At 69.2% G+C, this 12735-nt stretch carries 9 protein-coding genes; 5 read left to right on the forward strand and 4 right to left on the reverse strand.

Annotated elements, in window-relative coordinates; genetic code table 11:
• Positions 1-85 precede the first annotated feature (85 nt).
• Positions 86-3310 carry an ATP-dependent helicase gene (locus tag OX958_RS09725; protein ID WP_270136926.1) on the forward strand — a complete coding sequence of 1075 codons (3225 nt, stop codon included), beginning with the start codon at positions 86-88 and terminating at the stop codon, positions 3308-3310.
• Complete coding sequence (locus OX958_RS09730; RefSeq protein ID WP_270136927.1) at positions 3310-6531, forward strand: ATP-dependent DNA helicase; 3222 nt, start codon at positions 3310-3312, stop codon at positions 6529-6531. Before OX958_RS09725 ends, OX958_RS09730 begins: the two co-directional genes overlap by 1 nt.
• Here OX958_RS09730 and OX958_RS09735 read toward each other — a convergent pair.
• Positions 6512-6679: a hypothetical protein gene (locus tag OX958_RS09735; RefSeq protein WP_270136928.1), complete on the reverse strand. Its 168-nt coding sequence runs from the start codon at positions 6677-6679 to the stop codon at positions 6512-6514. The two genes, OX958_RS09730 and OX958_RS09735, sit on opposite strands and share 20 nt — an antisense overlap.
• A gap of 43 nt (positions 6680-6722) precedes the next feature.
• Positions 6723-7259, reverse strand: coding sequence for a Uma2 family endonuclease (locus tag OX958_RS09740; RefSeq protein WP_270136929.1), 537 nt, complete (start codon positions 7257-7259; stop codon positions 6723-6725).
• A gap of 136 nt (positions 7260-7395) precedes the next feature.
• Here OX958_RS09740 and OX958_RS09745 point away from each other — a divergent pair, with 136 nt between their 5' ends.
• The gene (locus tag OX958_RS09745) at positions 7396-7980 is read left to right on the forward strand and encodes a DUF2975 domain-containing protein (protein WP_270136930.1); all 585 of its coding nucleotides are present in this window, start codon (positions 7396-7398) and stop codon (positions 7978-7980) included.
• Positions 7980-8231 (forward strand): helix-turn-helix domain-containing protein, encoded by a 252-nt coding sequence (locus OX958_RS35270; protein WP_333486505.1) that lies wholly within the window; start codon positions 7980-7982, stop codon positions 8229-8231. Before OX958_RS09745 ends, OX958_RS35270 begins: the two co-directional genes overlap by 1 nt.
• Before the next feature lies 1 nt (position 8232).
• On the opposite strand, the gene OX958_RS09755 is transcribed toward OX958_RS35270, so the two are convergent.
• Both OX958_RS09755 and OX958_RS09760 read right to left on the reverse strand, forming a co-directional pair.
• Positions 8233-8775 (reverse strand): hypothetical protein, encoded by a 543-nt coding sequence (locus OX958_RS09755; protein ID WP_270136931.1) that lies wholly within the window; start codon positions 8773-8775, stop codon positions 8233-8235.
• Positions 8776-8794: 19 nt separating this feature from the next.
• Positions 8795-11932, reverse strand: a complete 3138-nt coding sequence (locus OX958_RS09760; RefSeq protein WP_270136932.1) for an ATP-binding protein — start codon at positions 11930-11932, stop codon at positions 8795-8797.
• Between the two features lie 117 nt (positions 11933-12049).
• Between OX958_RS09760 and OX958_RS09765 the strand changes: the two genes are divergently transcribed.
• Positions 12050-12730 carry a GOLPH3/VPS74 family protein gene (locus OX958_RS09765; protein ID WP_270136933.1) on the forward strand — a complete coding sequence of 227 codons (681 nt, stop codon included), beginning with the start codon at positions 12050-12052 and terminating at the stop codon, positions 12728-12730.
• Positions 12731-12735 lie beyond the last annotated feature (5 nt).

Below are 12735 nucleotides of genomic sequence, written 5' to 3' on the forward strand. Positions count from 1 at the left end.
TGGCAGATGTCCGAATGGCGGAAGGAAAGCGAGCACCTGGCGGGTGCCGCCGCGGATTGTCGGTGGGGTCTGATGGGATGAGGCCATGGTCAGCAGATCGGGTTCCAGGTATCGCTTGGTGCGAGGTGACGGGCATGAGGCCCGGGTCACCGAGGCGCCGGTGCTGGATGCTGACCAGCAGTCGGTGGTGGATCATCCGGGTGGGCCGTTGCTGGTGCTCGCCGGGCCGGGCACCGGCAAGACGACGACGCTCGTCGAGGCAGTCGTCGACCGGGTCGGCAATCGCGGTCTGAGTCCCGACCAGGTGCTGGTGCTGACCTTCGGGCGCAAGGCCGCGACGGAGCTGCGCGACCGGATCACCGCGCGGCTCGGCAAGACGACGCGGGTGATGCCGTCGATGACGTTCCACTCCTTCTGTTACGCGTTGCTGCGCAGGTTCACGCCCGCCGACGCGTTCGACGTGCCACTGCGGCTGCCGTCCGGTCCCGAGCAGACGCTGCGGCTGACCGAGTCGCTGAGCGGCAGCCGCGAGGTCGGCGTCACCAAGTGGCCGTCGAGCCTGCATCCCGCGCTCAAGACCCGCGGTTTCACCGAGGAAGTGCAGGCGGTGATCGGCAAGGCGCGTCAGCTCGGCCTCGACCCGGAGGACCTGTCCGCGATCGGGCACTCCGCGAGCCGCCCCGAGTGGGTCGCGGTCGGTGACTTCTTCGAGGAGTATCTGCAGATCCTCGACCACGAGCAGGTCCTGGACTACTCCGAGCTGATCCACCGCGCGGTCATCCTCGCGCAGCAGCCGCACGTGCAGGCCAGGCTCCGCGAGGAGTTCAAGGCCGTCTTCGTCGATGAGTACCAGGACACCGACCCCGGCCAGACCAAGCTGCTCCAGGCGATCGCCGGCGACGGCCGCGACCTGGTCGTGGTCGGCGACCCCGACCAGTCCATCTACACGTTCCGCGGCGCCGACGTCCGCGGCCTGCTCCGCTTCACCGACGAGTTCCGTACGGCAAACGGCGACGAGGCCGCCCAGATCGCGCTCGCCACCACCCGCCGCTTCGGCTCGACGCTGCAACGTGTCTCGCGCAACGTGGTCAACCGCCTCGGCGTCCCCGGCACACTCGACCGCGACACCTTCGACCGCTTCCGCAACCCCGACGCGAGCTCCTGCGTCTACGGCCCGGGCAAGGTCGAGGCCAACCTGTACTCGACCAGCGGCGCCGAGCTGGAGCACATCGCCGACCTGCTCCGCCGCGCGCACGTGCAAGACGGCGTCGGCTGGCACGAGATGGCGGTGCTCGTCAGATCGGGCAGCTGGTCGATCCCTCCACTGCGCCGCGCCCTCGCCGCGGCGGGCATCCCGGTCGACGTCGCCGGCGACGAGTTGCCCCTGTCCCGCGAGCCGGCGGTGCGGCCCATGCTGCTGGCACTGCGAGCAGTCGCAGATCCATCGACCCTAGCGGTCGACGTGGTGCGCGCCCTGGCGTTGTCGCCGCTCGGCGCGATGGATGCCGGCCAACTGCGCCGGCTCGCCCGCGTACTGCGCAAGCGCGATCGCGAGGCCGCGGGTGGTGAGCGGCTGCCGCGATCGTCCGACGAGCTGCTTCGCGAAGCACTGATGAACCCGTTGCTGCTGGACGAAGAAGCCTCACCGGCCGAGGCGCGGTTCGTCGCCCTCGGCGAGAGGTTGCTCAAGGCAAGAAACATCGTCACCGCCGGCGCGGCCCCCGATGAGGTGATGTGGTCACTGTGGTCGGAGTCCCCGTGGCTGCGGCGACTGCGCGGCCAGGCGAACAGCGGCGGCGAGGTAGCCCGTACGGCGAACCGTGATCTCGACTCGCTCTGCGCGCTGTTCGACGCGGCGAGCCGGGCCGAGGAGCAGATCGGCTTCAAGGGCGTGGCGACGTTCCTGGCCGAGCTGGAGGCGTTGGACATCGCGGCCGACAACCGTTTCGACGCGACGTACCGGGAAGCCGGCGTGCAACTGATGACCGCGCACCGGTCGAAGGGTCTGCAGTGGCGGCTGGTCGTGGTGGCCGGCGTGCAGGAAGGGCAATGGCCCGACCTGCGGCGCCGAGGTTCGCTGTTGCAGCCCGACAGGCTGGGGCCCGACGGTCTGGTCGAGCCGCTGTCAGCAGGCGCATTGCTGGCCGAGGAGAGACGCCTCTTCTACGTGGCGATCACCAGAGCCCGCGAGCGGCTGATCGTCACGGCGGTGCAAGCGCCCGAGGCCGACGGTGATCAGCCTTCCCGCCTGCTGGCCGAGCTGGACATTCCTTTGAAGCTGGTCGCCGGCAGGCCGCGTCGGCCCTTGTCGCTGCCCGGTCTCGTCGCCGATCTGCGCTGCGTCCTGGCCGACCCGGCGTCGTCACCCGCTCTGAAGCGCGTGGCGGCCGACCGGCTGGCGCAGCTCGCCGACGCGGTGGACGACAGGGAGTACGCGCTGGTCCCGACCGCTGATCCGCAACGCTGGTGGGGTGTGCGCGAGCGGACCAAGTCGGAGCGCCCGATCACCGACCCGGAGCTGCCGGTGCCACTGTCCGGCAGCGCGCTGACGACGATCGTCGACTGTCCGCTGCGCTGGTTCCTGCAGCGTCGCGCGGGTGGCGAGACTCCGAGTACGGCGGCGATCGGTTTCGGCATGGTGCTGCACACGCTCGCCGATGCCGTCGCGACCGAGACGCTGCCGCCCGACATCGACGAGCTGAACGGCTGGCTCGACAAGGTATGGACGCAGCTCGAGTTCGAGTCGTCGTGGATCTCGGACCGGGAGCGGGTCGAGGCGGAGCTGGCGCTGCGGCGCTTCGTCGCGTGGCACAAGGGGCGGCCGGACCGGACGCTGCTCGGCACCGAGGTGGAGTTCGACGTACTGCTGCCCGACGAGGACAAGCCCGCGGTCCGGGTGAAGGGCCGGATGGACCGGCTGGAGCAGGACGGCGACGGCGCGCTCCGGGTGATCGACCTGAAGACGGGCCGGACGGTGCCGACCAAGCCCGCGCTGGAGCGGCATGTCCAGCTGGCGATCTACCAGCGCGCCCTCGAGTCACGCCAGATGAAAAAGCTCGGCGAGGAGCCGCGTAGCGGTGGAGCTGAGCTGGTCCAGCTGCGCCACGACGACGTCGGCCTCCCCAAGGTGCAGGGACAAGCGCCCCTGCAGCCGGACGAGGACGGCCGCACCTGGCTGGACGAAGCAGTGGAGGACGCCGAGGCGATGGTGCGTTCCGAGGAGTTCATCGCCAAACGCAACCCGGGATGCGATCGCTGCGACGTCCGCGGCCTGTGCCCGATCCAGCCCGAAGGCCGGGAGATCGTCTGATGAGAGCCAAACTGGAGACGACGGCCGAGCTGTGCGACCTGCTCGGCATCCCGTTCAGCGATCAGCAACTGCAGGCAATCACGGCACCGCTCGCGCCCGGAGTGATCGTGGCAGGAGCCGGTTCGGGGAAGACGACCGCGATGGCTGCCCGCGTGGTCTGGCTGATCTGTACCGGGCAGGTGCAGCCGGAGGAGGTGCTCGGCCTGACCTTCACCAAGAAGGCGGCCAACGAGCTCGACGTGCGGATCCGCGAGGACCTCACCAAGGCCGGCGTACTCGGCTCGACCCTGCCGAAGGACCAGCACCCGATCCTCGCCGCTCACCTGCGCAGCAACGTCCCCAATTGGGAGCCCGAAGAGCCGGGCGAGCCGGTCGTCTCGACGTACCACGCCTTCGCCGGCACGCTGATCGCCGAGCACGGCCTGCGGCTCGGTCTCGAGCCCGATGCGCGGGTGCTGGCCGACGCGACCAGGTTCCAGCTGGCGGGTCGCGTCGTCCGCCGGTCCAACGGACCGATCCGGTTCGCCTCCCATCACGTGCCGACGCTGGTCAACAGTCTGTTGTCGCTCGACGGCGAGCTGGCCGACCACCTGCTCGGTGCCGACGAAGTACGGGTTCACGACGAAGCCGTACGCGCTGAGGTCGCCGCCGCTCGCAAGCAGACGGTCGACGTGAAGAAGCTCGCCGAGACCGCCTTGAAGCGCGGCGAGATCCTGCAACTCGTCGAGGAGTACCAGGCCTACAAGCTGGAGCGCGGCGTCGTCGACTTCGCCGACCAGATGGCGCTCGGCGCTCGGCTGGCCGAAGAGTGTCCCGAGGTGGCGGTGATCGAGCGGGAGCGGTTCAAGGTCGTCCTGCTCGACGAGTACCAGGACACCTCGGTCTCGCAACGGCGGATGCTGACCGCGCTGTTCGGCCAGTTCGGCCATCCGGTCACGGCGGTCGGTGACCCCTGCCAGGCGATCTACGGCTGGCGCGGTGCCTCCGTCGCCAACCTCGACGAGTTCCCCGAACACTTCAAGAACGCCGACGGTACGCCGTCCCGACGGTACGTCCTGAGCGTCAACCGGCGCTGCGGCAGCAGGATCCTCGCGGCCGCCAACCAGCACGCGACCGAGCTCTACCAGCAGCATCCCGGCGTGATCCCGCTGGAAGCGCCGCCCGAGGCACCCGAGGGCGCGATCACGGTCGGCCTGTTCGAGACGCGCTCACAGGAGATCGAGTGGGTCGCCGACGCGATCGTCGCCGCTCACAGGACCCCGAACCGCCGGTGGAAGGACATCGGCATCCTGATGCGCACCAACGTCGACCTCAGCGCGGTGCACGAGGCCTTGATCAGCCGGAAGGTCCCGGTCGAGGTGGTCGGCCTCGGCGGGCTCCTCGCGCTGCCTGAGGTCGTCGATGTCGTCGCGACCCTGCAAGCGGTCAACGACCTGACCGCGAACGCCGCCATGCTGCGCATCCTGACCGGACCGCGGTACCGGATCGGCCACCGCGATCTCGCCCTGCTCGCCAATCGCTCCCGCACGCTCGCCGACGCCGGCGATCGCCCGGCAGCCGACGATCTGGTCGCGGCCCTCGATGCCGCGGTGGCCGGGATGGACTCGACCGAGGTCATCTCGCTGGCCGAAGCCGTCGACGATCCCGGTCCGGCCGGCTGGGGGTACTCGCCGGAGGCACTCGAGCGGTTCAAGGAGTTGTCGACCGAGCTGCGTGAGCTGCGCGCGCACGCGGGGGAGCCGCTTCTCGATCTGGTCCGGCGAGTGATCGGCACGATCGGTCTGGACGTCGAACTGACCGCGACTCCTGATCACGTCGACTCCGGCCGCCGGGACCACCTGGCCGCGTTTTTGGATGCGGTGGGCAACTTTGTCTCCACCGAGTCGAGCGGCTCACTCGACGGGCTGCTGGCCTACCTTGCGGCCGAAGAGGAGTACGCGGCCGGTCTCGACCTCGCCGTGCCGAGCGAGGCGGACTCCGTGAAGCTGCTGACCACGCACCGGTCGAAGGGGCTCGAGTGGCCGATCGTGTTCGTGCCGACCCTGGTGAACAAGGTGTTTCCGTCGGATCGCGGACGCGACAAGTGGACCACCAACGCGAAGGTGCTGCCCTGGCCGCTGCGCGGTGACGCCGACACCCTGCCGACCTTTCACGACCTGTCGAACGCCGGGCTGAAGGCCTTCGCCGACGAGTGCAAGGACGTCAACGCGCTGGAGGAAAGACGCCTCGGGTATGTCGCGTTCACCCGCGCCAAGGAGATCCTGGTCGCGACCGGACACTGGTGGGGGCCGACGCAGAAGCGGCCGCGTGGCCCCTCGTCGTACTTGGAGACGCTGAAGAAGCACGCGGGGGACCGGGTCGTCGCCTGGGCGCCCCAACCCGAGGTCGACGAGGAGAACCCGGAGCTAGCCGAGCAGAAGCTCGCACCGTGGCCCGCGCCGTACGACGAAGCGGCGTACCGGCGCCGGCTCGAATCGGTGGCACTGGTGGAGCTGTCACGCGCTGAAGGCCCGTCGCAGGACGCTGAGGACTCGCTGCTGCTGGACGAGCAGGCCACGGTCGCGCGCTGGGACTCCGAGCTGGAAAGATTGTTGTCGGAGGCAAGAGAAAGCCGCAGTCGCAAGGCGTACGACGTCGAGCTGCCGTCCTCGCTGTCGGCGACCCAGGTGATGCGGCTGGCCAAGGACCCGGACGGACTGGCCGCCGACCTGGCCCGGCCGATGCCGCGCAAACCCAACCGGGCGGCGCGTTTCGGCACCCGCTTCCATGCCTGGGTGGAAAGCTACTTCGGCCAGCAGTTCCTGCTCGACCCCGACGACCTGCCGGGCGCGGCCGACGAGGACATCGTCGACGACACCGACCTGACCGAGCTGATGGACGCCTTCCGCGTCGGCCCGTACGGCGAGAAGATGCCGTACGAGATCGAGGCGCCTTTCGCCCTCGCGATCGGCGGCCGAATGGTCCGCGGCCGAATCGACGCCGTCTACCAGGTGATCCGCCCCGACGGCTCCCGCGGCTACGACGTCATCGATTGGAAGACCAGCCGCAGCGAAACCGCCGACCCACTCCAGCTCGCCATCTACCGAGTCGCCTGGGCCGAGCTCCTCGGCCTCCCGGTCACCCAGGTAGGCGCCGCCTTCTACTACGTCCGCACGGGCGACGTCGTCCGCCCCGAAAGCCTCCCCGACCGCACCGAACTGATCACTCTCCTGAACGGCTGACCCGCCGGACCAGCTCTGCAGGCACCACCCGCACGGAGAACGGCACCACAGCGTCGAATGCTTCGTCGCCTTTGACCATGGCACGTTCGACGTACCGGCCGCTCACCAGCTCGAGCACCGTCAGCGTTTCCAGCTCAGGTTCGGACAAGCGCAAGGCAGGCCAGATCGGCGGCTGCCCCGAGCTGCCCCGGTCAGCTGAGGAGCTGGGCGGGGGAGAGGGTGACAGGGAACGGGAAGGACGTGGTGAAGGCCTCTTCGCCTTGAAGGACTGCTTCGCAGACGTAGTGCTCGCCGGTCAACTGCAGGACGGTGAGCTCCTGGGTGCCAGGATCAAGCAGCCAGTACGCCGGTACGCCGTGCGCCGCGTACAGCTCGCGTTTGGTCACCACGTCGGCCACCCGGGTGGTCGGTGACAGCACCTCCACGGCGAGCACCGCATTCTCGACGTACGCCGGTCCGGCTTCCGCGCGGGACGTCACGAGAAGGTCGGGGCGAAGCAGCAACCGGCGGGTCGGCCGGAAGCCGAGCGAACCGACCGACACCAGCAGCCCAGCGGGACAGGCCTGTTTGAGGAGCACCATCAGCGCGACCACCGCCGCCTGGTGCGCCGGCGGTTGCACGCCCGTCACCACCATCCGGCCGTCGATCACCTCGTACCGCCGGCTGTCCGGCGCTCGCTCGGCACGCACGGGCGGCGCCTCTCCGAGATTCGTCAGTGATTCGATCACCGGTCAAGCATCGCGGAAACCGGCCGGCCACGGCGAAAGTTATCCACAGTTGACGTCCAGCCGGCTTGACCATATCGTTTTTCGATATCCGCATCGTTTGTCGATATGTCAGGAGCTGGGTCGCATGGATCAGCAGATGAGCACCTGGCTGCGTCGGCTGCGGATCACCGCGTCGATCGCGTACGGCGTCACGCTGTGCGCCGCCGTCGCGGTGCTGGTGATCGCCTTCATCCCCCGCTCCTCGGTCGTGCTGGACCTGCCGAGCTCCCTGCTGTCCGGGCTGGACGGCGTCGGCGGAGTGGAAGCCGGCGCGATCGTCGACCCCGACGGCCGCCTGCCCTTCAGCCTGGCGGATCCATCGCTCGCGCAGCGGTTGCTGCTGCTCGCCACGATCCTGCCGGGCGCCGCCCTGCTCGCCGAGGTCGCCCGCAGGCTGGCGGCACTCCTGCGGACCGCGGAGGCCGGCGATCCCTTCACTGCGGACTCGGCGCGCGAGCTGATGTTCATCGCGAAGCTCACCGCCTTCGGAGGACTCGCCGCCTGGGTGGTCGCGGCCGGAGCGCTCTCGGCGTTGGCGGCGACGGTGCTCGACTCCGGGACGGCGATCAAACCGGAAGGCACGCCGTTCTGGCCTCTCGTGATCGGCTTCGTCTTCGCCGCCGTCGCCCAGCTCCTCGCCCGAGGGGACGAGATGCGAACCGAGCTGGACGCCGTCATCTGATGCCGAAACGTGCGCTCGCTGCCGAACCGGGCACTCAGCCCGAGCACCGCATCACCATCCACCTCGACGAACTGCTCGTCGCCCGCGAGATGACCCTGGTGGAGCTGGCCGCGCGCGTCGGCGTCACCGTCGCCAACCTCTCGATCCTGAAGAACGGCCACGCCCGAGCGGTCCGCTTCAGCACCCTCACCGCGATCTGCGACGCCCTCGACTGCACCCCCGCCGACCTGATCCGCCTCGGCAACCGCTGACTCAGCGACCGAGATCGCCCTTGAAGCCGGTGACCGATCCCTCGGCGGTGACCTGATCCGCCTGCTGGTCGACCACCACGGTGGCATCGGAGCCGGCCGTTCCCTGGACCCCGACGACCTCACCGGCGACCTCACCGAGCACCTGCCGAATACTCACCCGAGTGCCAGTGCTCTCACGCGACTCCCCGCGAAAAGTGAACCGCTGCCCGTACGCCGCCTCGAGCAGCCCCCGCAACTGTCCGGCCTGTTCCGCCAGTTCCGGATCGCCCAGGTCGATCTCCGCGAGTCCTTGCGCATAAGGCGACAACGCCCCGGCCAGCTTCACCAGTTCGAGGTGCCGCGCCGCCAGCACCGCGACATCGACGGTCGCCGGTCCCGGCGTACCGTCCAGAATCTCGGCCGGAGCGATCGGTACTTCGAGTTCCTCGTCCTTGCGGCGCTCCCGCCAGGCCTTCAGTAGTTCGCCTGCCTGACCGTAGAGGAACTTGATCCCCTCGGTCGCCGCCAAGCCTCCCAGTACTGCCAGTGTCACCGGATCCGGCATCGACCCTCCCCGAGCTCGATCATGGCCACCAGCGTCCCACGTCCTCGATGGCCTGCACGGTTTCAGCGACGGCGTGCTGACCGCCGAGCGCTTCGATCACCGGGCCGAGCGGGCGCAGGCGGGAGAGGAAAGCCGGCCGGCCGAGACTGCTCAGCTCGCGCAACGTCGCTGACCAGATCTCTTGCAGGACAACGCGGTCCAGCTGTGCGAACGCCGGGGCCCGTCGCCCGAGAAGCTCGGTCTGCAGTTCCTGACCGCCGAGTTCACGAGCGACCGCCAGTACTTCGAGCAGATCGGCGCCGCTGAGCCGGTCCGCGCAGGCCGACAGCCATTCACGGTTCTTGCTCCGCCTGGCGACCTGGAGCGCCGCCGGGACCAGCTCGGCCGGGAGGAAACGCGGGATCGGGCTTTCGGTGAACACCGGCTCGGCTCTCGACAGCAGGTGCGCCGGGAGGTGCCAGGCGAGCGTGGCCGTCTGGTCGACGGTCAGCTTGTCGGCGAACTCGTCGACCAGCAGGGTGAGAACGGAACCCGCCGCGGTGGTCAAGGCGGGTTCGGAGAGGTGCGGGAGCAGCCGGATCAGGAGACCGATGCGGTGCCTGGTGTTCCAGCTGTCGTATCCCCTTCCGTAGACCGCCTGCTGTGCGCTGCTGATGGCCTGAGCCGCGATCGCCTGAGTCAGCCGATCGATGGCGTCGCTGTGCGGTAGTTGTCGCAGTTGATCGAGCGTCTGCTCGATCCACTCCTGAGCACGGCCCGCCTCTTGGTACCGCAACCAGCCGCCGCGCTGCACGAGCGCTGCTGCCCGGTCAGCTGTCCGCTCGGCCTCCGGTCCGGGCAAGCCACTCAGCAACTCCACCAGCGACCGCGCTGTCTGAGGGCCGAGTTGATCGAGCAGCCGCTGGTCTTCCAGCGCGAACTGACCGTACGAGTACCGCGGAACCGGACGCGCGGGTGCGCCTACTCGAGGCGGTTCGCTCATCAACGAGGGACGGCGGAGACCCTCGATGACGTCACGGCGGAGGTGATCGTCGTCGATCCTGATGTCGGCGTTGACCTGAGTGAGCAGCGCGTCGGTCGAGCTGAGCTCGGACAGCTCGGGTGGCTGGTCCGGAAGTCCGGCAGTGAGCCGCGCGGCTGCCTCGGGGGAGATGCTGCCCTGAGCCAGCTGAGCGGTGACTTGCTCGGCAGCCAGCTCCTCAGTGGCCAGCAGCTCGGACAGTTGGCGCAAGGCCTCGGTACGAGTGCCTGTGTAGATCAACCGCACGCCCGCACCGCTGCCGTAGTGCCCGCCGTACCCACCCGGCTGCCGCTGCTGATCGCTCAGCTCCTCGATCGCCTCGACAGTACGGATCAGCCCGCCGGTCCGTAGGCCACTGGGCAGTCGAGGAAGCAACCAGGTGAGAACCCGGCTCCGGTTCTCCGGGTCGGAGATGTGGACGGCCTCGGCCAGCGCCTCGTCGTACAGTTCGGTCCGGCTCGGCTCCGGCAGGTGCGGCGCCATCAGCGCCATCGCTTTGCAGCGAGCCTCGCCGGCTGCTGCTCGCCGCGCCTGCATGGTCCCCTGAGCGACGGACCACACTCCGGTCGCGACCAAGGCTCCGAGGACGTCGGGAGAGATGTCCCGAGCCATGCTGGTCACACTGGCCACGGTCAACGCCCACCGGACCTCGCTGCCGGGCACTCCCTCGGCCGCACGCCAGGCGAGGTCCACGTCGTCGAGAAGCCCGTCGTAGCTGTAGCTCCGTCGTCGGTGCCGCACTGCGATCCAGTCCTGGTCGATCAACTGCTGCAACCGGTCGTGCTCCCTCCCCTCGAACAGGTGGGCCGCCAAGTTCCGCAGGCCGTACGTCGGGATCTGCTGCCAGTCGTGCCGATATGTGTTCCAGAAGTGCAGCGCGACGGTCCGGTGCAGGTCGACGCCGTCCAGCCAGTACTCCTCGGCCCGGTCGGCGTCCAGCAGGAACTCGCCGAACGACGCGTGGTACAGGGAATAGCTGCGGGTCGTCGCGGCCAGCTTCTCGTCGGTCTCCAGCAGTTGCCGGACCTCGGCAAGGACGGTGCGGACGACGCCCAGCGGGAGCGAAGTGAAGGCGGCGATCCGTGCTTCGGTGAGCGGGACCTGCGCTACCGCGAGCATGCCGAGCACCGGCCCGTACTGCGACCAGGCGGTCCGCGTCCTCCCGGCCAACCGGTGCAGGAGGTCGAGGTAAACCTCGTCCAGCGCCGCGGGCAGGGTGGTCAGGGAGTCGGCCGTGATCGGGGTCGGCAGGTTCCCGAGCATCCGGAGCAACTGCCGCACGTACAGGAAGTTGCCTTCGCTGCGATCGCGCACGGTGGCCACGAAGCGGCCGATCGGCAGGTCGTCGGCCAGTCTCTCGTCCAGTGACTCCTGCACGATGTAGTCCTGCACGTCCTGGAGCACCTGCAGCGGTACGCCGGCCGGCGACTCGCGACCGGGGGAGAGAGTGAGCTCGCGGGCGGCACGAAACCTCCGCAGTACGTCGCGGTCCGGCCGTGAAGTGACGATGAACCGGATTCCGGCCGGCAGGTTCTCGGTGCGGGCGAGCAGCTCCGCGATGGTCACCTCGCCGGTGTAGCCGAGGCTCTCGTCCAGCGCGTCCACCAGGATCACGACCGGTTCACCGAGAGCTTCGAGCGGTTCGCGGACCAGCCGGCCGAACAGGTCCTCGGTGCTCGCGGTGACGATCAGGGTGCCGATCTCGGCGCCGACCAGCCTGCCCCAGTTCTGCTCGACGTGCTGCCTGATCTCCACCGTCGGCGCGACGCTGCGCAGTACGGCTCGGGCGAAGGCGGGATGGCGGGCGGCGAGTTGCCCGGTCAGCGACTCGGTGAAAACCTGCGGGTTGATCCAGCGTCGGTCCCGGAACGAGCAGAAGTGGATCGCGCTCAGGAAACCGGGACCGAGGGAAGGCATCGGTGCGGGCGCCGCGCCCGAGGAGAAGCGGGCGAGTTGGGCCGAGACCGAGGTCTTGCCGGCGCCTGGTTCGCCGGTCAGCAGGAAGCATCGCGGCCCGTCGGGATCCGCGAGCCAGTCAGCGAGCTCGCCGAACACCCAGTCCCGGCCGACGAAGCCACGGGTCCGCTCGGCCAGGTAGTCCGTGTAGTCGATCGCCAGCGGGCTGATCTCTGCCACCGCGCCCCCTACTCCCCGAGGTCAAGAGTAACGGCGCGGCAGCCGTCTCGCGGAGGATCCGCGAGGTAGCCCGTCAGGGGGATGCCGGTGGCGGCCTCCGCCTCCTAAGTTGGATCCATGTTGATCGCAGAGGACCTCGCCTTGCTCCTGTACGACGACGAGAGCGGCAAGCCGATCGCCGGGTCGCCAGGGCTCGACTACGCGCTCGGTGGAGCCGTGCTGATCGAGCTGACGCTGCTGGGCAAGGTGGACATCGCCGGGCCGGGGGAGCAAGTCAAGGAAGGCCGGCTGAAGGTGCTGGACACCACGCCGACCGGGGACGCCGTACTGGACGAGCGGTTGGCGTTTCTGGCGGGTAAGCCGGGGTCCAAGCCCAAGGACCTGATGGGGAAGTTGTCGAAGAAGCTGCGGGACCAGTTGCTCGTGCGGCTCGCTGAGCGGGGTGTACTCGAGGCCGACCAGGGCAAAGTGCTGGGGCTCTTCCCGGTCACCCGGTGGCCGGCCAAGGACGCCAGGCACGAGGCGGAGGTCCGCACCGGGCTGGAGAACGTCCTGAAGCTCGGCACCCAGCCGGACGAGCGCACGGCCTCGCTGATCGCATTGCTGAGCGCCCTGAACGTCGTACCGAAGGTTGTCACCGACGCGGTCGACAAGAAGGCGTTGAAGCAGCGGGCCAAGGAGATCGCGGAATCCGACTGGGCCGCCAGTGCGGTCCGCAAGGCGGTTCAAGAGATGCAGGCCGCCGTCACGGCCTCCATCGTCGTGGCCAGCTCTGCCGGCGCCGCGGGCAGCTCCTGATCCGC

The sequence above is a fragment of the Kribbella sp. CA-293567 genome (assembly GCF_027627575.1).
GTDB lineage: Bacteria > Actinomycetota > Actinomycetes > Propionibacteriales > Kribbellaceae > Kribbella.

Coding starts and splice junctions, on each gene's coding strand:
- OX958_RS35270 (WP_333486505.1), top strand. CDS start 7,980: ATGCCGAAACGTGCGCTCGCTGCCGAACCGGGCACTCAGCCCGAGCAC.
- OX958_RS09745 (WP_270136930.1), top strand. CDS start 7,396: ATGAGCACCTGGCTGCGTCGGCTGCGGATCACCGCGTCGATCGCGTAC.
- OX958_RS09765 (WP_270136933.1), top strand. CDS start 12,050: ATGTTGATCGCAGAGGACCTCGCCTTGCTCCTGTACGACGACGAGAGC.
- OX958_RS09730 (WP_270136927.1), top strand. CDS start 3,310: ATGAGAGCCAAACTGGAGACGACGGCCGAGCTGTGCGACCTGCTCGGC.
- OX958_RS09725 (WP_270136926.1), top strand. CDS start 86: ATGGTCAGCAGATCGGGTTCCAGGTATCGCTTGGTGCGAGGTGACGGG.
- OX958_RS09755 (WP_270136931.1), bottom strand. CDS start 8,775: ATGCCGGATCCGGTGACACTGGCAGTACTGGGAGGCTTGGCGGCGACC.